This window comes from Chryseobacterium flavum (assembly GCF_003385595.1).
GTDB lineage: Bacteria > Bacteroidota > Bacteroidia > Flavobacteriales > Weeksellaceae > Chryseobacterium > Chryseobacterium flavum.
This window is the reverse complement of record NZ_QNUE01000014.1, coordinates 60,965-83,936: the sequence shown is the minus strand read 5'-3', so window position 1 is coordinate 83,936 and position 22,972 is coordinate 60,965. Positions and strand designations below refer to the sequence as shown.

The window sequence follows — 22,972 nt, the reverse complement described above, 5'->3', positions numbered from 1 at the left end:
TACGTAAAAATGAAAACCCTTATCAAAAATGTAAAAGTTGTTAACGAAGGCAGGATCTTTGAGAGCGATATTCTGATTGAAAATGATTTGATTTCTAAAATAGCAACGTCTATTTCTGATGATGCAGATCAGATTATTGATGGAGAAGGTAAATATCTTCTTCCAGGAGTTATTGATGATCAGGTACACTTTCGCGAACCGGGACTTACTCATAAGGGAGATATCGAAAGTGAATCAAGATCAGCAATTGCAGGCGGGGTAACAAGCTTTATAGACCAGCCTAATACTGTTCCGAACGCAGTTACTCAGGAGTTGCTGGCTGCCAAATATGAAATCGCATCTGAAAAGGCCTATGCGAACTATGGCTTTATGATGGGGGGAACCAACGACAATTTAGAGGAGGTCTTAAAAACAAATCCCAGAAATGTTCCGGGAATTAAATTATTCTTAGGGTCATCTACCGGAAACATGCTGGTGGATAATCCTGAAACTCTAGAGAAAATTTTCAGTAATACTAAAATGCTGATTGCAGTTCATTGTGAGGATGAAACAACCATAAAGGCCAATACCCAAAAGTACATTGATGAATACGGAGAAGATATTCCTGTAAAATTTCATCATCTGATCAGAAGCGAAGAAGCTTGTTATAAATCTTCTTCAAAAGCAATTGAGCTGGCTCAGAAAACGGGAGCAAGGCTTCATGTATTTCACCTTTCAACAGCAAAAGAAATGGAACTTTTCAGAAATGATATTCCTTTAAAAGATAAAAAGATCACTGCTGAGGTATGTGTTCATCACCTGACTTTTACCAATGAAGACTATGAAACGAAAGGAGGCCTTATCAAATGGAACCCGGCTGTTAAAACTCAAAAAGACAAAGATGCACTTTGGAAAGCATTGCTGGATGACCGGATTGATGTAATTGCGACAGATCATGCTCCTCATACTGCTGAAGAAAAACAGAATGTCTATACAAAATGTCCTTCCGGGGCCCCTTTGGTACAGCATTCATTAGTCGTAATGCTGGAAAACTATAAAAACGGAAAAATCTCATTAGAGAAAATCGTTGAAAAGATGTGTCATAATCCTGCTATATTATTCAAGGTGGAGAAGAGAGGTTTTATAAAAGAGGGATATAAAGCAGATTTAGTTTTGGCAGACCTGAATGCAGATTGGACGGTAGCTAAAGATAATATTTTATATAAATGCGGATGGAGCCCGCTGGAAGGAATGAATTTCCATTCAAAAGTAACCCATACTTTTGTAAACGGACACCTCGTGTATGAAAATGGAAAAATTACTGAGGAAAAGTTTGGAGAGCGTCTCCTTTTTGAAGTGGAGTAATAATAGACAGGGATGCAACTGGAAAATTCTGATTCTTTTGGTACTATTATCAGATATTAAAAAAAGTGGGCAAAGTCCCACTTTTTTATTACGGCTTTTAGCCAGGATCGTTATCTAAAAGATATTTATTTTTTCGCTTTGTCTGCCATATGGAAAGTAAGTTTACCTCCGGCCATAATTTCAGAATGTTTCAATGTGAAATTTTTAATCTCTTTACCATTTAATAAGACGCGTTGAACATATACGTTTTTGGGGCTCTGATTTATGGCTTCAATTTCAAAGGTTTTTCCGTTTTCCAGGTTTAAAACTGCATGATCAATTGCCGGACTTCCGATAGAATAATTTTCTGAGCCTGGTGCAACAGGGTAGAATCCAAGTGTACTCAAAATATACCATGCACTCATCTGACCGGCATCATCATTTCCGCCTAATCCGTCTGGCGTTGCTTTATACTGCATTTCCAGAATATGACGGATGTTTGCCTGGGCTTTCCAGGGCTGCCCTGCCCAGTTGTACAGATAGGCAACATGGTGAGCAGGTTCATTTCCATGGACATATCCACCAATGATCCCTTCTCGGGTAATATCTTCAGTATCTGCAAAAAACTTGTCAGGCAAATGCATGGTGAACAGTTCATCAAGCTTTGAAGCAAATTTTTTCTCTCCACCCATTATTTTTATAAGTTCCTGTGGGTTCTGTGGTACAAAGAAGCTGTAGTTCCATGAATTTCCTTCTATAAAGCCCTGTCCATGAGTACTCAGTACATCGAAATCTTTTTTAAAACTTCCGTCTGCAAGACGGGGGCGCATAAATCCTATGGTTTTGTCAAAGTTATTTTTCCAGTTTTCAGAACGTTTGATGAAGGTATTGTAAATTTCCGTTTCCCCTAAATGTTTTGCGAGTTGGGCGATGGCCCAGTCATCATAAGCATATTCGAGCGTGTTTGAAACTGAGGTCCCGTTTTTCTCTGCAGGAATATAACCTAAGTCAATATACTGTCCTATACCTTCATAACTTCTTTTATTAGCTGTTTCAACGCAGGCTTTCAGAGCTTCTTTCGGATCTCCGCTATAATTTCCCTTAATAATGGCATCGGCAACTACACTTACACTGTGATAACCACTCATACACCAATTGTCATTGGCATAATGTGACCATATGGGAAGCATTTTCATTGAAAACTGATTATAGTGTGCCATCATGGATTTCACCATATCATTATTCCGTTTGGGCTGAATGATATTAAAGAAGGGATGGAGTGCGCGGTAGGTGTCCCATAAGGAGAAGGTCGTATAATTTGTAAAATCTTCTGCTTTATGGGTGTTCTGATCGAGACCCTTATACTCACCATTGCTATCCATATAAGTGGTTGGGTTGATAAAGGTGTGATACATTGCAGTATAAAAATTAATCTTTTCAGTTTCAGAGCCTTTGATTACAATTTTATTTAATTCTTTATTCCATTCTTCCTGAGCTTTAGTCCTGACCTCATCAAAATGCAAGTTTCCTGTTTCTTTTTTAAGGTTTTCTAATGCATTAGCTTGACTTACAGGAGAAATAGCAAGCTTAACTTCAATGGATTCATTTTCAGTGGTGTTGAAATCAAAATATACTTTCAGATCTTTTCCTGCGATTTCCGGGAAATTTTCAGTCTGGTTAAATTTTCTCCAAAACCCCTTATAAACCTGTGTGGCATCATAGTTTTTTTGTCCGTATGATTTAAACGGCTTTGAAAATGTCATAGCAAAATATACAGTTCTTGTTCTTGCCCAGCCGTTAGTCTGGCGATAACCTGTTATGGTGTTGCCGTTTTCTATACGAACATATGTCCAGACATTTTTTCCATTGTAATTGTAAATACCTGCCATCAGATCTAAAATGATATGAGACTGATCTGATTTGGGAAATGTATAACGATGAACACCCACTCGTGTTGTGGCAGTCAGTTCAGCTAAAATATTATAATCATCAAGTTTTACCTTATAATATCCGGCTTCTGCTTTTTCATTTTGATGAGAAAACCTGCTCCGGTATCCCTTTTCAGGATGGGAGGCTGTTCCTGGATTTAATTGGAGTGTTCCCACCGTCGGCATAATAAGAAAATCTCCTAAATCGGAGTGGCCTGTTCCGCTAAAGTGTGTAGAACTGAATCCGGTAATTGTTTGGTCTTCATAGCGGTACCCTGCACAGTACTTATATACTTCACCATTATATTTTCCGTTGAGTTCATAAGAAACAGTATCTGTTTCAGGGCTTAACTGTATGGCTCCGAATGGAACAGTGGCCCCCGGATAAGTATGCCCCATTTTTTCTGTTCCGATCAGTGGATTTACATACTGATAGAGCTTTTCAAACTTTTGGGCTTTAATAGTTGATGTAAAAAACAACAATGAAAGAAGAATAGCGGTTCCCGTTTTTTTCATAATTGAAAGGATATTATTGAATGATAAAAGTAATTAAAAAACAAAGAATATTATTTATGGCATTATTTATAAATTTAATTTGAGGGCATTCCGTTCAATATTTATTATTTTTAGGAAAATATTTCATATGAATTTATATACACAGCCAATGTTGCGTGAAGGCGCATTAAAAGATAAAGTAGCTATTGTGACAGGAGGAGGAAGCGGACTGGGAAAAGCGATGACAAAATATTTCCTTGAGCTTGGAGCTCATGTTGTGATCACTTCGCGTAACCTTGAAAAACTACAAGCTACAGCAAAAGAACTGGAAGAAGAAACCGGTGGTAAGGTTCTTTGTGTAGCTTGTGATGTGAGAAACTGGGATGAGGTTGAAGCAATGAAAGAAGCTGTACTGAAAGAGTTTGGTAAGATTGATATTTTATTGAATAATGCCGCAGGGAATTTCATTTCGCCTACAGAAAAGCTTACCCATTCTGCTTTTGATTCAATTTTAGATATTGTTTTAAAGGGGACGAAGAATTGTACGCTTTCGGTGGGAAAACACTGGATATCATCTAAGAGTCCCGGAACCGTACTGAATATTGTAACGACATATGCATGGACAGGTTCTGCTTATGTGGTGCCTTCTGCCTGTGCAAAAGCAGGTGTGCTGGCTATGACAAGGTCTTTGGCTGTAGAGTGGGCAAAATATGGAATTCGATTTAATGCCATTGCTCCGGGACCATTCCCGACAAAAGGAGCCTGGGATAGGCTTCTGCCTGGTGATCTCCAGGAAAAATTCGATATGAGAAAAAAAGTTCCGCTGAGAAGAGTGGGTGAGCATCAGGAGCTGGCAAATCTGGCTGCCTATCTGGTTTCGGATTATTCGGCATATATGAATGGAGAAGTAGTAACTATTGACGGAGGTGAATGGTTGCAGGGGGCAGGTGAATTTAATATGCTTGAAGCAATACCGGCGGAAATGTGGGACGCATTGGAAGCGATGATAAAAGCTAAAAAATCAAATTAGATTAAAAAAAATAAATAAAGTGCCCGGATTTGTAACAATTCCGGGATTTTTTTTTACTTATGCAGAAGGATAACAAAATTTTTTCACATGAGTTATAAACTTCCGGTGCTTGTTTCGGCTGTCACTTTTTTCCTGTTCTCAGGCTCTTTAAATGCACAAGAAACTCCAAAATACGATTATATAGAAGCCTTTAAGCCCTTTTTTTATCCTCAGACGGGGACGGAAACCAGGTCAGCAAGTGGCCAGTCTGGTCATGCCTACTGGCAAAATTCAGCGGATTATCATTTAAATGTAAGTCTGAATGAAGATAAAAAAGAAATTACTGGTACTGCTGAAATTACCTATACGAATAACAGCCCCGATCAGCTAAGTTTTCTTTGGCTGCAATTGGATCAGAATTTATTTGCAAAAGATTCCCGTGGAAATGGTGTGGTTCCGTTGTCAGGAAGCAGAAATGGGGCACATGGCGAAGATTTTAACGGAGGATATTCCATTAAGTCAGTGAAACTTGATGGAAAAGAAGTGAAATATACTGTTACAGATACGAGGATGCAGATTGATCTCCCTAAAGAATTAAAAGCAAAAGGAGGAGTAGCAAAGATTAAAATTGATTATTCTTTCATTTCACCTGAATACGGATCGGACAGAATGGGAGTACAGGATACAAAAAATGGCAGAATCTTTACTATGGCGCAATGGTATCCGAGAATGTGTGTTTATGACGATGTTTTAGGATGGAATACGCTGCCTTATCTTGGTGCTTCGGAATTTTATCTGGAATATGGAAATATTACGGCAAACATCACAGTACCTGCCAGCCATTATGTTGTAGCATCTGGTGAGCTTCTTAATGAGAGAGAAGTGTACAGTAAAGAAGAAATTAACCGTTGGAATCAGGTAAGAAACAGTGATAAAACAGTTATGATCCGCCTGGAATCTGAAATTGGTAAAAATAAACAAGCAGGAACAAAAACCTGGAAATTTAAAATTACACAGGCCAGGGATTTTGCATGGGCTTCTTCTTCCGGATTTATTATAGATGCTGCAAAAATTAATTTGCCCAGTGGAAGAAAATCTCTTGCTATTTCTGCATATCCTGTTGAAAGTGCCGGTGAGAAAGCCTGGGGAAGATCCACTGAATATACAAAAGCAGCGATTGAACATTATTCCAAAAAATGGTATGAATATACTTATCCGGCCGCTACAAATGTTGCAGGAAACGAGGGGGGAATGGAATATCCGGGAATTGTTTTCTGTCATATGGATTCAAAGGGAGAGGATCTCTGGGGGGTAACAGATCATGAGTTCGGACATAACTGGTTTCCTATGATTGTAGGCTCTAATGAAAGGCTGTTTGCCTGGATGGATGAAGGATTTAATACCTTTATTAATGGACTTTCAACGGAAGCTTTTAATAAAGGTGAATATTATAGAAAACAGAACCTGGCCAGATCGGGGAGTTTTCTTATGGGGGATCATCTGGAGCCTGTTATGGTAGGCCCTGATAATATGAAAGAAAGAAATATCGGTGCTTTGGCGTACTATAAGCCAGGTACAGGATTATCCATTTTAAGGGAAGCAATTCTTGGGCCTGAAAAATTTGATAAGGCATTCAGAACCTATATTAAACGCTGGGCGTTTAAACATCCAACTCCATGGGACTTTTTTCATACTATGGAAAATGTTTCCGGAGAAGAGCTGAATTGGTTCTGGAGAGGATGGTTCTTTAATAAATGGAAAATTGACCAGGCCGTCAAGAATGTAAAATATATCAGCGGAGATTTTAAAAACGGAGCTCAGGTAACTGTTGAAAATCTTGGTCAGCTGCCTATGCCTACTACAGTTCAGGTGAAATTTAAGGATGGAACTGCTCAAACTGTGAAAATCCCTGTGGAAGTATGGAAAAGAAATACGGAATGGACTTTTAAAGTGAATTCTGATAAGGAAATAGATGAGGTAAAGCTTGATCCGGATTCTGTGACTCCTGATGTTAATGTAAAAAACAATAGTTGGATCTCTTCTGACATCAGGTCTGTAGGTAAAATAAATGTCAAAGATTTTACAGGTGTCTACGGAAGTAAAGAGATTAACTTTAAGATCACTTTTACGGAGAAAAACGGACAGCTTTATGGAATGGTTGCAGGACAGGCAGAATTTCCTCTTGAATATACAGGAGATAATAAGTTTATTTTTGATCAGGCTGATCTGACTATTATTTTCAGCAGTGACAAAAAAAATATTACCCTTACGGAAGCCGGAAGGGAATTTAAATTCAGTAAAGAATAACTTTTAGAATAATTTAACAATATTATGATATAAATAAGACTTTTCTGTTGACAGAGAAGTCTTATTTTTGTCTCTTATTGATAAAATAGGTTATGAATTTTAGATTTTCAATGGTATGCCTGATGCTTTTTGTATTGGGATTTTCGCAGGATCTTACGGTAATGAGCTTTAATATCCGACTAAATGTAGATTCCGATAAGGAGAATGCCTGGCCACAGAGAAAGCAGGATGTAGCAGATTTACTTACGTATTATCATCCCGATTATTTTGGAGTTCAGGAAGCTTTACCTGAGCAGATGAAAGATATTAAAAACGGACTTAAGAATTATGATTACATTGGAGTAGGAAGAGATGACGGAAAAGAAAAAGGGGAGTTTTCTGCTATTTTCTTTAATACAGATAGGCTTGATATTATAAAATCAGGTACTTTTTGGCTCTCCGAAACTCCTGAAATACCTTCCAGAGGATGGGATGCGGCTTTGAACAGAATCTGTTCATATGCAATATTTAAAGATAAAAAGTCCGGGAAAGAATTTCTCGCGATGAATCTTCATTTTGATCATATTGGAAATGTAGCAAGGGTGAAGTCTTCTGAGCTTATCCTAAAAAAAGTCAAGGAGCTTAATCCTAAAAATCTTCCCGTAACAGTAAGCGGAGATTTTAATCTGACAGAAGATACTGAACCTATTAAAATTCTTTCGAGGAATATGAAGGACTCTTTTTACCATTCGGAAACGAAGCATTACGGTCCTGTAGGAACTTTTACAGGCTTCAATATAAATGAAGTGCCAAAAGAAAGAATTGATTATATTTTTACCAAAGGGTTTAAAATTAAGTCACATAGGCATATCAATGACAGAAGAGAGAATCTGCTTTATCCATCAGATCATTTCCCGGTTATTACTGAACTTTCATTCTGATATTTCGTATTGTCTAAAGATGGCCGTTTAGTTCATTTTAGACCATTATTTTACTTTTACTTTTTGTGAATAGAGAAATAATTAAAGTCAAAGAGATGGTTATTGAGCAAAGATAAAAATGATGGGACTTTAAGAATTAGCAGAAAGTAAAATTTTTTTTTTAAAACCAGTTTATAGAATGCGTTGTCGCAAAGGAAAATGTTTATCTATGGTACATTTTCATTATTTTTGGCGTCAATCTTAAAAAAGATCATTATGAAGAGAATTTTTTCCGGTGTAATGTTAATTGCTTCGTTGTTGCAATTTTCTGCCCAGGATTTATATATGCCGAGAAATATAAAAAAAGCTTATGAAAAAGGAACCCGTAATACGTCCGGAGCTCCCGGCAAAAATTACTGGCAGAATAAAGGAACTTATAATGTTGAGGTAAAAGTAGATGCTGCTACAAAAATAGTTTCCGGAAAAGAAACAATTGTTTACAGCAATAATAGTCCTGATACCCTTAATGAGCTGGCTATAAGATTTGTGAATAACCTTCATAAGCCTCAATCTCCACGTTCAGGAACAGTTTCTAAGGATTTTCTGTCTTCAGGACTTAAAATTAAATCATTCATTGTAAATGGAGTAAAATATGATATTAATAGTGATGATTGGGGAACTGTTGAAAAAGTTAAACTGAAATCTCCTTTGAAGCCTAAATCAAAGACAGAGATTAAAATAGACTGGGAATATCCGCTTTCTGTACAAAGTGGCAGGGAAGGGCAAATAGATCCCGAAACATTTTATGTAGCTTACTCTTTCCCGCGAATTTCAGTTTATGATGATTATAATGGCTGGGATATGCTTCCGCATTCTGACAGGCAGGAGTTCTATAATGATTTTAATGATTATAGTTTTGCGATCACGGCTCCAAAAAATTATGTTGTTTGGGCAACAGGTGATTTTCTGAATCCTGAGGCGGTGTTGCAACCGGAATATTTAAAAAGGTATAAGGCTTCTCTGAAAAGTGACAAGGTAATGCATATTGCGACTGAACAGGAAATGAAATCAGGAAAAGTTACAAAGCAGAATAAATGGAATGTATGGAAATTTAAAGCCAATCATATTACTGATTTTTGTTTTGCACTAAGCAATCATTATGTTTGGGATGCTTCCAGTGTGCAGTTAAAAACAAAGAGAGCAAGTGTCCAGGCCGGATATAAAGCAGGAGCGAAAGACTTTGAACAGTATGTGGATTGGATGCGCTATAATTTAGATTGGTTTTCCAGAAACTGGCCGGGTGTTGAATATCCTTATAATGTTATGACGGCTATTCAGGGTTATGCTGATATGGAATATCCAATGATGATTAATGACAGCAGTATTCCTGATAATCTTCAGGATGCCAGATTAACTGCTGATCATGAAATTGCTCATACGTATTTCCCTTTTTATATGGGAATTAATGAGACCAGATATGCTTTTATGGATGAAGGTTGGGCAACCACTCTGGAATATTTGATTGGGATTGATGAAAATGGAGAAGCATGTGCCAAGGAGTTTTATAAAAACTTCCGGGTAAAAAAATGGATCAGTGATCCTTCAGCTGAGCAGGATCAGCCTGTCATCACAATGAGTACTCAGGTAAGTGGTTCCGGTTACGGTAATAATTCTTATGTGAAGGCTTCCTTGTCTTACCTGGCTTTGAAAGATTATCTGGGAGATGAATTATTTAAAAAAGCATTACATCATTATATGGATAACTGGCATGGTAAGCATCCTGTTCCATGGGATTATTTTAATTCAATGAATACAGGATCGGGGAAAAACTTAAACTGGTTTTTTCAGAATTGGTTCTATACCAACAATTATATTGATCTGAAGGTAAATGGGGTGTCCCAGATGAATGACCTGTTAACTGTAAATGTTGTGAATGTCGGTGGGTTTGCTATCCCGTTTGATGCGGTTCTGACGTATGAAGATGAAACAACAGAGAAACTTCATTTTTCACCTTCGATATGGGAAAAAGACCAGAAGCTTACGGATCTTGTTATTCCAATTAAGAAAAAAGTAAAATCTGTACTTTTGGATGGAGATATTTTTATGGATTATACACCGGAAGATAACAGTAAAAAATTATAGAATAAAAGCCTTCAATTTCCTGAAGGCTTTTTTTATGTTGATTAGTAGACTCTCAGACCTGATCTTGGTCCTGAAGCAGAAACTACGGCTTGCATTCTTTGCTTCTGATTAGTGGTAAACATGACCATGACTTTATCATCTACGTAATCCATATAATTCATAAAGATCTGTGATCGGCTTACTCCACTACATGTACGGTAGAGAGGATACGATGGTATTCCGTAATTCGGGCCCGGAGAAACAGGAGTGTCATTGGAGTAATCTGTCTGGCATCCTGTATTGGAAGATCCCCAAAGATGAGGTAGATTTAAATAGTGACCCACTTCATGAGTTGCTGTTCTTCCCAAATTGAACGGGGCGGAAGTGCCGGATCCTGTTCCGATATAAGGTGCTGCGATAACAACACCATCTAAAGAAGCTGAAATAGTTCCGGGGTAATAAGCATAGCCAAGGGTTCCGCCACTCATATTATTAACAATCCAAATGTTTAAATAATTATCCGGAGAGGTGGCAGCTATACCCGTTGTTGCAGATTTCATTTTATTTTCATCAGGATTCCAGACTGTGATGCTGCTTTGCTTTCTGACTGTTTTTGCTAACCTGAATCGGATTTTGGTATCACCTGCCTTTACCGGAACAAACTCTGAAGGAGTATTGCTGTTATCTGCATTGGTGCCTCCGTAATCTCTGTTCAGAACATCAATCTGTGATTGTAGTCTTGTATCGGATACATTTTCACTGCTGGTGTTGTATACAACATTAAAGACAACCGGGATTTCTACGGTACCATCGGCCAGAACCTTACCTACTTTAATGTCATTAAGATGTTTTTCTGTGAATTGTTCAATCGCTTCAACTCTTGCTCTTGCAGCAGGGTCTGTGCTTAAGATCTTGTCCCGCATCATGTCAGAAGGGCAGGATCTTCTGTTAGTTAGTTGTTGAGTAGGGGTTTCTTCCTGTTGTTCTGTTACAGAATTAACATCGTTGTTACAGGAGGCCAGAAATATAATTCCGGCTCCCAAGAGAATTTTCTTCATATTATATTATTTTGGATTTGAAAGTGTGAATTTATATTAAATAAATTTAATACGCAAATTATTTCGTATTTTGATTGAATTTTGTTAATGTTTTTTAATAATTGATGTTATTATGATAATTATATTTAGTATGTGTTGAATTTTAATCAAAATTATTAAAATTATTTTTTTATTTCACTTTTAAGTGTTTTTTAACGTAAAATATTATATCTATTTATAGTGTTGCTGTAAAATTTAAAATTAAAAAACCGCCCATCGGGGCGGTTAGTATTCATCGATCTATTTTTAATATTGTAATCTAGTAAACTCTCAATCCTGCTCTGGAGCCTGAAGCTGCCACTACAGATTGCATTCTTGTTTTTTGTCCTGCAGAGAACATGAACATTGCTGCGTCATCTACATAATCCATGTAATTCATAAACATCACGGATCTGCTTACGCCGTTGCAACGATTATAAAGAGGGTATGTAGGTTTTCCTCCGTTGCTGGTTGTTTGTGTCGGAGTATCTGCAACCAGGTCGTTTCCACATCTGGCATCTCCCCAGATATGTCTTAGGTTCAGATAGTGACCTACTTCATGAGTAGCTGTTCTTCCCAGGTTGAATGGAGAGCTTGCTCCGGTTTTACCAAAGAATGGAGCTGCAATTACTACTCCGTCGTTCCATAATCCTGCCGATTCCGGGAATGTAGCATAGCCAAGAATATTGCCCATATTACCCACTACCCAGATATTCAGGTAATTAGATGGGTTTGTTGCATCAATACCTCCGGTAGATGCTTTTTTCATGGAATCGTTGGTTCCCCAGCTTGTTTGGGTGGTGGATTTTCTTACTGTGTTGGCCAGTCTGAATCTTACTTTTACGTCACCGGCTTTTACAGATTGGAATTCTGAAGGAATGTTTGACGCATCGGAATTAGTGCCCCCGTAATCCGCATTTAAAACATCAATTTGCTCTGCGATTCTTGCATCTGAAACATTTTCTGCAGCTGTTCTGTATATTACATTTACAACTACAGGTATTTCTACTGTGCCATCAGCAAGAACTCTGCCTAGCTTCAGATCCTGAGCAAACTTTTCTGTTTTTGCTTCAAGCTCTTCAAATTTTTGTCTAAGTGCAGGATCTTTTTCAAGTGCTGCTTTTCTGAGGTCTTCTGATGCACATATTCTGCTGGTAGCAGTTAATGAAGAAGTGGTTGATAGATTTGCAGTCTCTTCGTTCTGGGTTGTGATGTTGTCGCTGTTACAGGCAGACATCAAGCCGAGCATAAGAGCTCCAAATAGTAGTTTTTTCATAAGTCTTGTTTTTTATATTAAGAATCGTGAATTTATACCATTTGAATATAATATGCAAATAAATTAACCAAAATGTTGAATATAATTCATTCTTTTAACATAATGTTTGAATATGTGATAATTGTTAATTTAGTGTCTTATGTTTTTTATAAAAATATTTTCTTGTTTTATTTTATTTAAATGAAAAATTTTAATTCAAAACTATTTTATTGAATATAATTTAAATATATGCTGTAGTCTTAATTGGCAAAACCGTTTTTGATGGCAAACACAGCTAAGCCTACTCTGGTTTTCAGGTCAAGTTTTTCGCAAAGCTGATCACGGTAACTTTCTACTGTTCTAGGGCTGCAGCACATTTTGTCTGCAATTTCTTTATAGCTTAATTCCGTTACGGTATATCTTAAAAATTCTTTTTCCCGATCTGAAATTTTTACTGACATTTCTGTCTGCTGATCCTTGTTAAGATTGGTAAATATAATTTTTGAAGCCCATTCCGGATAATAAAAACCGTCAGAAACTAATCTGCAGAGTGCTGTTTCCAGATCTCTGGGATGAGTATTTTTTAACAGATAACCTTTTGCTCCTGCTTTAATCATTTTGATTACGCTGTTGTCGTCTCCCTGCATACTAAGAGCCATCACTTTGATGTCAGAATGATTTTTCGTGAGCCAGTTTGCTGTTTCAAAACCATCCATAATAGGCATACTGATATCTAAAAGGATAATGTCGGGAATTTTATTTCCTTCTTCAAATTTCTGTATAAGATCTTTTCCGTTTTCACAGACGTAGATTACTTCAAATTCGTTAAAATTGCCAATAATGCCTTCCAGGGCTTTTGCAATAAGAATATGGTCATCAACAATTACAATTGTTTTTTTCATAATTATTTTTTTAAGATAATATGGAGCTGGGTTCCTGTGTTTTCGTAGCTCTCAATATGAAAATCTGCCCCAATAATTTTAGCTCTGTTTTTCATATTGGTAAGACCGATACCATTTGATTGGATCTTTGAAAGATCAAATCCTTTTCCGTTATCCCGGATTTTCAATTCCCAGAGTATATCTTCTGAAGTATTTAGGCTGATAAAAATGTTCTTGCATTCAGAATGTTTAATGCTGTTCTGAATAAATTCCTGCGTAATTCGAAGGAGGACATTTTTATGGACAAAACTTAAATCCAGCTGGTCAAAGTTATGTTCAAAACTTATATTGCATTTTTTAAAAGAATTGGTATTGTCTACTTCTTCCTGAATCAAAGTTACAATTTCTTTCTGGTTGATGTTGTCATCAGTTAAGGTTTTGGAAAGGCTTCTTAAATCCTGAAGCGATTGATTGATGATTTGTGAGACCTGATCAATTCTTTCATTTGCTTCAGGAGCTTTGTTTTCATAAAGCATTTGCTGAACATACAAGCTTACAAGGGTGAGTTTCTGACCGATATTATCATGAAGTTCCCGTCCGATCTGTTGCATTGTGGCTTGCTGGATTTCCAGTTGGGTAGCCAGTATCTCCCGCTGGTGAACCTCATTTTTCATTTCAATCTCATTCAGGTATTCCTTTTTACGCTGTCTGTAATTCCTGATGTAGATCACAACCGCAACGACAAACATTACGAAAAAAATATTAAACAAAATAATGATGATCAAGAGTTCTGTCTTCCCCATATTAATGAAATTGAGAATAAAATATACATAACTATACCTGATATCAGGAAGTAATCAAAATAAATATTCCAAATCTCCAAATATTTTCTCAGAGGGGAATAAAGTGCAAAAAAAGGCAGAGTGCCAATATAAAACAGAGTGATGCCTAAATTGATGTAAAACATTCTGTTTTTACTAAAATTAAGAATGTCGTGGGAGTTAATTTGTTTGTAATATTCCATTACTACCAGGAGCATTAAAATGAGGCAGCCGAAAGTGTAGTTGAAAGCAAATACTATTTTATTTCCGGAAAAAAATATTTCGTTGGGAATAAAGGATAGTAGATACAGCAGTGACAGGATATAAAAAAGTTTTGGTTGTTGCAAAGATTTTGCTGCATACAGCCAGTAGAAGAAAATAAACTGGCATGGCATTACGAAATAATTATAATATTGAGCTTTTGAGAAGTAAATAAAGTTTCCCCATCTTCCAAATGCTTCACAGAGAAAAATGAAAACCAGATAAAATACGAAAAATTTCCATTGCTGTTTTTTTTCGCGATTATAATAGAAAATGGCAATAACTGCTGTGAGTCCTTCTACCCAAAGCATGCTTTTGCTTATGAAATCCTGGAATTCGGTCATGTTTTTGAGGGATGATTAAAATGATTCCACTTTAGAATCTGACGGAGGAATGAGCTGTCCGCTATTTTCTCCGATAGAATTTTCATCTTTGGGCTGTTGTTTTTTACTTCGGCTATTTAATGCTAATGCCATTGTTTGCTCATTATATAGCGGATTGAAATCGTAATGAAGTGTTTCTCCTGTCTCATTTTCCTTTTTCATTGTAGGAATTAAAACCAATGTATGTTTTTCTGCATATTCTTCCGGGACCGGATGAGTTTTCATAATTTCCCAGCTTTCTGTTTTGGGGTAAGCTGCATAATAAAATCTGATGCCAAGGTCATCCTCTGTGCAATTGGGGTTTACTTTACGTGCTTCGTTCTCCATGGTGGCGATAAACCTTTTCAGTTTAGGCAGGTCAAACCAGATGGAATGGGCATCTTTAATATTCAGGTTGCTGTTGATGGCATTCAGATGATTTTGACGATAATTTTCTATTAGAGTTTTGATCAAATCACTGGACATTATGCCGGATTTTGGAGTCTGTTCATCTGTAGATTTTTTCATGTCTTAGCTGTTTATGATTAAAGAGCAAATTTCGTAAAAAAAAGATATCAAATGTACTTACGTCCTGGGGAATTATACGATAAAAATTACCGTGTTTTTACGGATTGTTATTTTTATAAAGAATAAAACTATGGAATATGTTTTTATTTGGGTTGCTTTACGGTTTGAATTGTGAGGAATATTAGATTTAAAAGAAAAAGGCTGCCTTAAGGCAGCCTTTTTCTTTTTAAAACAATTACAGAACCCTTAAACCGGCCCGTGGTCCGGTTGCTGAAATGGTAGCCTGCATTCTGTTATTTTGTTGTTGTGTAAACATAAATAAGGTTGTTTCGTCTGAATAGTCCATATAATTCATAAACATTACAGAACGGGAAACTCCACCGCAGGTTTCATATCTTGGATATGTTGGTACTCCGGAGTGTTTTGTAATCTGTTGAGGAGTGTCATCCACGAAGTCATTTCCACAATTAGCATCTCCCCAGATATGTCTTAGGTTTAGGTAGTGGCCTACTTCGTGTACTGTAACTCTTCCTTGATTGTGAGTTGGATCAGGACCTCCTTCTCCTACATAATCATCCATCATAACTACTCCGTCATTCCAGAGTCCTGCATCTTCCGGGAAGGTGGCGTAACCCAGGACATATCCTGACTGGTACGGCATATAATCCACTACCCAGATATTCAGATATTTTGTTGGATCTGTAGAGTCCATTCCTCCTGTGGATGCTTTTTTCATTTTATCATCCGGTGCCCATCTGGAGGTTTTTGTTGATTTTCTGTTGATACCAGCCAATCTGAATTTTATTTTGGTATCTCCTGCATTAACCGGCTGGAATTCTGCCGGAATATTTGAAATGTCAGCGTGAGTAGATGCAAAAGCTTTATTAAGTACATCAATTTGCGAATTTATTCTGGCATCAGATACATTGTTAGCGGCTTTTGTATAAAGTACGTTGAAGATCACTGGTATTTCTATACTTCCGTCAGGTAAAATTTTACCCATCTTTTTCTGTTCAATATAGTTGGCGGTCTGGCTTTCTATCTGAAGCATTCTTTGCATTGCAGCAGGATCCTCTGCAAGGTGCTTTTTCCGGAGAATATCAGAACCGCAGAATGCTTCTTTACCAGCAGTGATGTTTGCTTGTTCCACATTTGTGTTTTCCGGAGTAATGTTTTCGGTTTCATTATTATTACATGAAACTAAGAGCGCAATTAAGGCTCCAAAAAAGATTTTTTTCATATATTCGTTTTTTTAAGAAAACGAATATATGGTAAATTTTAATAAGATATGTTTAATAATTTAAATATTTTTTTATGTTAAATGTAAATAATCGTTGTTTTTTATTTGGATTTTATTTGTGTTGTTATTACACGGTTTTTTTTGTTTCAGAGGTATTCATAAAATAAGTGCTGCAGGTTTTCTACAGCACTTATCTACAAAAATATAATGTATATGAAAAAAACTACTTGTTATTCAGTAGGTCTGAAAACCAGACCAGTCTCCTCAAAATAATCTAAAGTGATCCGGTCTCCGTCGTTTACATTGCCGGCAAGGATTTCTTTGGATAATTTATTTAATACTTCCTGTTGTATTACTCTCTTTAAAGGTCTTGCTCCAAAAACGGGATCATATCCTTTATTCATAAGATAATCAACAGCATCCTGGGTAAAGGTCATGATAATGTTTCTTTTTGATAACATATCGTTAAATCCTCTCAGCTGATATTGAACGATTTTTCCGATTTCTTTTTTTCTTAGTGGTTGGAACAATACAATCTCATCAATTCTGTTCAGGAATTCCGGACGTAAGGTTTGTTTTAATAAGTCGAAAACATCTTCTTTGGTTTTATCCACAATTTCATCCTGGTTTTCCTCTGTAATATTTTCAAAGTTTTCCTGAATTAAATGGGAACCCAGGTTTGAGGTCATGATGATAATTGAATTTTTGAAATTTACCACACGGCCTTTATTATCTGTTAAACGTCCATCATCTAAAACCTGTAAAAGGGTGTTGAAAACATCCGGATGTGCTTTTTCAATTTCATCTAAAAGTACCACTGAATAAGGTCTTCTCCTTACTGCTTCAGTTAATTGCCCGCCTTCATCATATCCTACATATCCCGGAGGTGCTCCTACCAGTCTGGAAACACTGTGACGTTCCTGATATTCACTCATATCAATTCTGGTCATATTGTTTTCATCATCGAATAAGAATTCCGCAAGTGCTTTTGCCAGCTCTGTTTTACCAACGCCGGTTGTTCCCAGGAATAAGAAAGATCCGATAGGTTTTTTCTCATCGCTTAATCCGGCTCTGTTTCTTCTTATGGCATCCGCAACAGCCTGAATGGCTTCATCCTGTCCTACTACCCTGTGATGCAGTTCCGTTTCCAGATTTAATAATTTATCTCTTTCAGATTGTAATAATTTGGTTACAGGAATACCTGTCCATTTAGCAATAACTTCAGAGATGTTTTCAGCAGTAACCTCTTCTTTGATAAGCTCATTCTGATGATTCTGCATTTCAAGTTCAACTTTGCTGAACTCTTCTTCTTTTTCACGAAGTTTTCCGTATTGGATCTCCGCTACTTTGGCATAGTCTCCCGCTCTGGAAGCCCTTTCTGCTTCTAATTTCAGAGACTCAATATCTTTTTTGATCTGGGTAAGATCTTCACTTTTCTGTTTTTCTTTCAGCCATTTGGCGTTGATCTCGTTTCTCTGTTCGGATATTTTGGCAATGTCTTCTTTGAGGTGATCAATTTTTGTTTGGTTACCTTCTCTTGAAATAGCAGCCAATTCAATTTCCATCTGCATTAATTTTCTGTCCAGCACATCAAGCTCTTCCGGTTTGGAATTGATTTCCATTCTCAGTTTTGCAGAAGCCTCATCAATAAGATCGATGGCTTTATCCGGTAAAAAACGGTCTGAAATATATCTTTGAGACATTTCCACAGCAGCAATAATTGCTTCATCTTTAATTCTTACTTTGTGGTGAGCCTCATATTTATCTTTAATACCACGAAGGATAGAAATGGCAGATTCAGTATCCGGTTCTTCCACCATTACTTTCTGGAAACGTCTTTCCAGGGCTTTGTCTTTTTCAAAATATTTTTGATATTCGTTGAGGGTAGTAGCGCCAATTGCTCTTAATTCTCCTCTCGCCAAAGCAGGCTTTAAGATGTTGGCTGCATCCATTGCACCTTCACCGCCCCCGGCTCCTACTAACGTGTGAATCTCATCGATGAAAAGAATAATCTGGCCATCCGATTTGATCACCTCATTGACAACTGATTTTAAACGCTCTTCAAATTCACCTTTATATTTTGCTCCGGCGATCAAAGCTCCCATATCCAATGAATATAATGTTTTATCCATAAGGTTTTCAGGTACGTCACCGCTGATAATTCTGTGGGCAATTCCTTCTGCAATCGCTGTTTTACCTACACCTGGTTCTCCAATAAGGATTGGGTTGTTTTTGGTTCTTCTGGAAAGGATCTGTAAAACTCTTCTGATTTCTTCATCACGTCCGATTACAGGATCCAGTTTACCTTCTGCTGCTAACTCATTGAAATTTTTAGCATATTTATTTAAGGATTGATATGTTTCTTCTGAACTTGCAGAAGTTGCTTTGCTTCCTTTTCTTAATTCTTTAATGGCACCTTCCAGCAGGTTTTTGGTTACGCCCATATCTTTCAGCATTTTGGATACTTCAGAAGTGGTTTCCAAAAGAGACAGCCATAAATGTTCAATGGTTACATATTCGTCACCCATTTTCTTGGCAATGTTGGGTGCATCCAGCAATACTTTGTTGGCTGATTGTGAAAGATAAATGTTTCCTCCCTGTACTTTAGGTAGCTTTTCTAAATTTTCACGGTTGCGCTCTCTTACTAATGCCGCATCTGCTTCAGACTTTTTCAATAAGAAAGGCGAAATATTTTCATCTACCTGAAAGATTCCTTCAAGGAGATGTTGAGGTTCAATACTTTGGTTGCCGAATTCCATTGCAACTTGTTGTGCTGCCTGGATAGCTTCCTGTGATTTTACAGTATATTGGTTTAAGTTCATATTCTATATATTTATATTGGATTGGTTTAAATTTTAGTTTTAAAAAACACCAAGAAACCAAATTTTGAGGCTTAGTTTCTTAATGTCCATCAATTATTTAATCATTTAGTCGATGACTGTATCACAAAAACTGTTCAATTATTAAATTTACAAAAAATATAGACAAAATTTCCGGATTATGCATTTTTAACGGAAATTTAACTTGACAAAATTTCCGATTTCACAATTATCTCTTTATAATTTATGAACAAATAGTCATACGCACTTAAAGCAGTAAAGCAGTAAGTGATGAAACTGAACATTGCTGTGAGGGACTTATTCTTTTTACGGTCAAAAAATAAGCAGTTTAATTAAGAATAATTACTTTTGCATTTTACCAGATGGAACTAAAAGAAAAACAAAGAAAAATACTAGACGTAGCAGTAGAGCTTTTCAAAGAAAAAGGATATATGGGAAGCTCGGTAAGGGACCTGGCTACGAAACTCAATATCAAAGCAGCATCATTGTATGCACATATCCGTTCAAAGGAAGAAATTTTGGAATGGATTTGTTTTGGCATTGCCCAGGAGTTTTTCGATGAGCTTCAGGAAGTAAAAAATACTGATATAGCCCCAAGGGAAAAACTGAATTTGCTGCTGGACAAGCACCTTTCCGTTGTTCTTAAAAACCGTGATGTTACCCATATCTATTCCAATGAATGGAAACACCTTGAAGAAAGGCTTTCTGAATTTGTAGAATTAAGAAAAAACTATCAGCAAGAGGTTGAAGAACTGATTTCCGAGATCTATAAAGCTGAAAACTGGGAGCTGAAATCACCATCATTTACCACCAGATTTATCCTCCATACTTTAAATAATTCTTATTTCTGGTTCAAAAGAGACAGTGATTCAACGGACGAAATTACTAATGAAATAAGAGATAAAATTCTTTTTGGTTTGCTGGGGAATCAAAAAAAATAAGCATTCCTCTTGTCCTTTCTGCCGAAGAAAAAAATCTTTCTTATTTAGAATCATTCAAAATATGACAAAAGTCATAAAAATTTTGCCAGCTTCCGAAATCTTTTTAAATTTACACCTAACAAATGTTAGTTAGTTTTATGGATTTTTCAGTTGAATATCTGGAGCTGGATCAGTTGAGACAGCTTCAATCCGACCGGTTGATCAGCCTGATCAGCTATTTGGGAGAGAAGTCGGAATTTTATAGAAAGAAATTTGATGAATTGCAAATATCTCCACAAAATATAAGGTCGATTGAAGATATTACGAAACTTCCTATTACTTACAAGCAGGATTTAAGAGATAATTATCCGTTCGGATTGTTTACTGTCCCTAAAAGTGAGCTTCAGCGTATCCACTGCTCAAGCGGAACTACAGGAAAGCCAACAGTAGTAGGATATACAAAAGAAGATGTTGACCTTTTCAGTGAGGTTGTGGCAAGATCTTTACAAGCTGCAGGGGCCAAACCAGGAATGCAGTTACACAATGCCTACGGATATGGAATTTTCACAGGAGGATTAGGTCTTCACTACGGAGCAGAAATGCTTGGGATGAGTGTTTTGCCTATTTCAGGAGGAATGACAGCAAGACAGGTGGATCTGATTGTAGATTTTAAACCGGAAGTGATCTGCTGTTCTCCATCATACGCTTTAACGATTGCAGATGAATTTGCAAAGAGAGGAATATCAGCAGATGAAATTAGTCTTAAATATGCTGTTTTAGGCTCAGAACCCTGGACAGAAATCATCAGGGGGCATATAGAAGAAAGATTGGGAGTTCACGCAACTAATATCTACGGATTGAGCGAAATTATAGGTCCTGGTGTTTCCATGGAGGATTTCGAAGAGAAAGGCGGAGCTTATATCTGGGAGGATCATTTTTATCCTGAGATTTTAGATCCGGTTACTAAACAGCCGGTTCCTTTCGGAGAAGAAGGTGTGCTCGTGATCACTACTTTAACGAAAAAAGCAATGCCGCTTTTACGATACTGGACAAATGATATTACAAGTCTTTACTATGATGAAAATGCCAAAAGAACAATGGTGAAAATGAAGCCCATTGTTGGCAGGGCAGACGATATGTTGATTGTAAGAGGAGTAAATGTTTATCCAAGTCAGATTGAAGATGCCTTCTCCTATGTAAAGGGAGTTGTTCCTAATTACTATTTGACACCTGTGGAGAAGGAGCATATGTGCATTGCTTTGGATATTGATGTTGAAATAGACGATGATCTGGTGAGATCGCAAAAAATAGAAGCCAATACCGATGATTATTTTAATTTTGTCGGGAACTTCGGAAAAAACATAGAAAACGAAATAAAAAAACGGGTAGGAATCACCACAAAAGTAAAGGTTCATGCTCAGGATAGCTTGCCGAAATGTGAAGGTGGGAAAATTAACAGGATTCTGAAGAAATAAAGAATGCAGGATAGCCGGTAGCGATTCTGTAAAAATATTGAATGAACAGTATGAGAAAGGAATCTAAAAATAGACATATCGGCTGTTTCATGAAATAGCTCAATTTGAAAAAAGAATACTTAAAAAAATAATGAATTCATTTTATAAACTTAAAACGGTTAAGGTTCAGAAAGACACACCCGATGCAGTGAATGTAGCGGTGGAAATTCCTGAAGAGCTGAAAGATAAGTTCAGATTCAAGCAGGGACAATATCTGAATTTCCGAATGATGATCAATGGGAATGAGGAAAGGCGTTCTTACTCTATCTGTAATGCTCCGAGTGAAAAAAGCAATACACTGGAAGTATTGGTGAAATTATTGGAAAACGGAAAAGTATCAGGATATTTCAACGAGCATCTTCATATGGATGAAATATTGGAAGTAATGCCTCCGATGGGGGGATTTAACACTTCTTATCATCCGACAAATGTGAAAACATATGTTGGACTGGCAGCCGGAAGCGGAATTACTCCTGTTTTGTCCAATATTAAAGAAAGTCTTTATCAGGAACCTAAGAGTAATGCCTATCTGTTCTACAGTAATAGAAGTATGAATCACGTTTTAAGAAAAGCTGAAATTGATAAGCTGGTAGAGCAATTCAACGGAAGGCTTAAAGTGGTTTATCTGGTAAGCCGTGAAAAGCATGAGGATCCTGTTTTCGAAGGAAGAATTTCTGCTGAAAAACTGGAGCAGTTATTTGAAAGGTATACAGATATTGATGTAAGAGAAGCTACTTATTTTATCTGTGGACCTTCAGAAATGATTAAAGGAATTGCAGATTATCTGAAAAAAGATAAAAAAGTACCTGCTATTCAGGTATTATTTGAATATTTCACCGCTCCGGATGAAGAAAATACAGAGGAAATGAGCGATGAATTCAAGGCAATTGCCAATATTGAAAGTATGGTAACGGTAATCATTGATGATGATGAATATTCTTTCCACCTTAATTCCAAAAAAGAGAGTATCTTAGATAAAGCATTGAAAGACAATCTTCCTGTGCCTTTTGCATGTAAAGGAGGAGTGTGTTGTACGTGTAAAGCGCAAGTTTTGGAAGGAGAGGTTTTCATGGAGAAAAACTACGCGCTTACCGAAGAAGAGGTAGCCAGAGGCTATGTTCTTACCTGCCAATGTCACCCCACAACCAATGTGGTGATGCTTAATTATGATGTTTAAAAATTAATGTAACAA

The 22,972-nt window shown here is 36.8% G+C and carries 17 protein-coding genes; 8 read left to right on the top strand and 9 right to left on the bottom strand.

From position 1 onward, the window contains the following. Window positions 1-9 precede the first annotated feature (9 nt). Entirely contained in the window at window positions 10-1,344 is a 1,335-nt protein-coding gene (locus DRF59_RS16135; protein WP_115962495.1) for a dihydroorotase, read from the top strand. Window positions 1,345-1,469: 125 nt separating this feature from the next. Here the strand turns inward: DRF59_RS16135 and DRF59_RS16130 are convergent, their stop codons facing one another. After that, a complete protein-coding gene (locus tag DRF59_RS16130) occupies window positions 1,470-3,767 on the bottom strand; it encodes a GH92 family glycosyl hydrolase (RefSeq protein ID WP_115962492.1) in 2,298 nt (765 codons plus the stop codon). 127 nt (window positions 3,768-3,894) lie between these two features. On the opposite strand from DRF59_RS16130, the gene DRF59_RS16125 reads away from it, so the two are divergent. The 4 genes from DRF59_RS16125 to DRF59_RS16110 all read left to right on the top strand — a co-directional run bounded on the left by DRF59_RS16125 (window position 3,895) and on the right by DRF59_RS16110 (window position 10,103). After that, window positions 3,895-4,776 (top strand): SDR family oxidoreductase, encoded by an 882-nt coding sequence (locus tag DRF59_RS16125; protein WP_115962489.1) that lies wholly within the window; start codon window positions 3,895-3,897, stop codon window positions 4,774-4,776. An 87-nt stretch (window positions 4,777-4,863) separates the two neighbouring features. Beyond that, window positions 4,864-7,062 carry a M1 family metallopeptidase gene (locus tag DRF59_RS16120; RefSeq protein ID WP_115962486.1) on the top strand — a complete coding sequence of 733 codons (2,199 nt, stop codon included), beginning with the start codon at window positions 4,864-4,866 and terminating at the stop codon, window positions 7,060-7,062. 92 nt (window positions 7,063-7,154) lie between these two features. Further along, on the top strand, window positions 7,155-7,982 hold the full coding sequence (locus DRF59_RS16115; protein WP_167456688.1) for an endonuclease/exonuclease/phosphatase family protein: 828 nt from the start codon (window positions 7,155-7,157) through the stop codon (window positions 7,980-7,982). 255 nt (window positions 7,983-8,237) lie between these two features. Then, window positions 8,238-10,103, top strand: a complete 1,866-nt coding sequence (locus DRF59_RS16110; protein ID WP_115962556.1) for a M1 family metallopeptidase — start codon at window positions 8,238-8,240, stop codon at window positions 10,101-10,103. Between the two features lie 41 nt (window positions 10,104-10,144). Here DRF59_RS16110 and DRF59_RS16105 read toward each other — a convergent pair whose 3' ends face one another. The 8 genes from DRF59_RS16105 to clpB form a co-directional block, all read right to left on the bottom strand. Beyond that, a complete protein-coding gene (locus tag DRF59_RS16105) occupies window positions 10,145-11,140 on the bottom strand; it encodes a zinc metalloprotease (protein ID WP_115962483.1) in 996 nt (331 codons plus the stop codon). A gap of 298 nt (window positions 11,141-11,438) precedes the next feature. Next, entirely contained in the window at window positions 11,439-12,434 is a 996-nt protein-coding gene (locus DRF59_RS16100; RefSeq protein ID WP_115962480.1) for a zinc metalloprotease, read from the bottom strand. 239 nt (window positions 12,435-12,673) lie between these two features. Then, a complete protein-coding gene (locus DRF59_RS16095; protein ID WP_115962477.1) occupies window positions 12,674-13,315 on the bottom strand; it encodes a response regulator transcription factor in 642 nt (213 codons plus the stop codon). Window positions 13,316-13,317: 2 nt separating this feature from the next. Further along, window positions 13,318-14,097 (bottom strand): sensor histidine kinase, encoded by a 780-nt coding sequence (locus DRF59_RS16090; RefSeq protein WP_115962474.1) that lies wholly within the window; start codon window positions 14,095-14,097, stop codon window positions 13,318-13,320. Then, entirely contained in the window at window positions 14,076-14,720 is a 645-nt protein-coding gene (locus tag DRF59_RS16085) for a hypothetical protein (RefSeq protein WP_115962471.1), read from the bottom strand. The genes DRF59_RS16090 and DRF59_RS16085 overlap by 22 nt, the downstream gene beginning before the upstream one ends. Window positions 14,721-14,735: 15 nt before the next feature. Then, window positions 14,736-15,266, bottom strand: a complete 531-nt coding sequence (locus DRF59_RS16080; protein ID WP_115962468.1) for a hypothetical protein — start codon at window positions 15,264-15,266, stop codon at window positions 14,736-14,738. 235 nt (window positions 15,267-15,501) lie between these two features. After that, a complete protein-coding gene (locus DRF59_RS16075; protein ID WP_115962465.1) occupies window positions 15,502-16,506 on the bottom strand; it encodes a zinc metalloprotease in 1,005 nt (334 codons plus the stop codon). Window positions 16,507-16,736: 230 nt separating this feature from the next. Beyond that, a complete protein-coding gene (clpB, locus tag DRF59_RS16070; RefSeq protein WP_115962462.1) occupies window positions 16,737-19,328 on the bottom strand; it encodes an ATP-dependent chaperone ClpB in 2,592 nt (863 codons plus the stop codon). A gap of 380 nt (window positions 19,329-19,708) precedes the next feature. Here clpB and DRF59_RS16065 point away from each other — a divergent pair, with 380 nt between their 5' ends. From DRF59_RS16065 to DRF59_RS16055, 3 genes are all read left to right on the top strand, one after another. Beyond that, window positions 19,709-20,287: a TetR/AcrR family transcriptional regulator gene (locus DRF59_RS16065; RefSeq protein ID WP_115962459.1), complete on the top strand. Its 579-nt coding sequence runs from the start codon at window positions 19,709-19,711 to the stop codon at window positions 20,285-20,287. 137 nt (window positions 20,288-20,424) lie between these two features. Next, window positions 20,425-21,741, top strand: coding sequence for a phenylacetate--CoA ligase family protein (locus DRF59_RS16060; RefSeq protein WP_115962456.1), 1,317 nt, complete (start codon window positions 20,425-20,427; stop codon window positions 21,739-21,741). 130 nt (window positions 21,742-21,871) lie between these two features. Continuing rightward, window positions 21,872-22,957 carry a 2Fe-2S iron-sulfur cluster-binding protein gene (locus DRF59_RS16055; protein WP_115962453.1) on the top strand — a complete coding sequence of 362 codons (1,086 nt, stop codon included), beginning with the start codon at window positions 21,872-21,874 and terminating at the stop codon, window positions 22,955-22,957. Window positions 22,958-22,972: the final 15 nt, after the last annotated feature.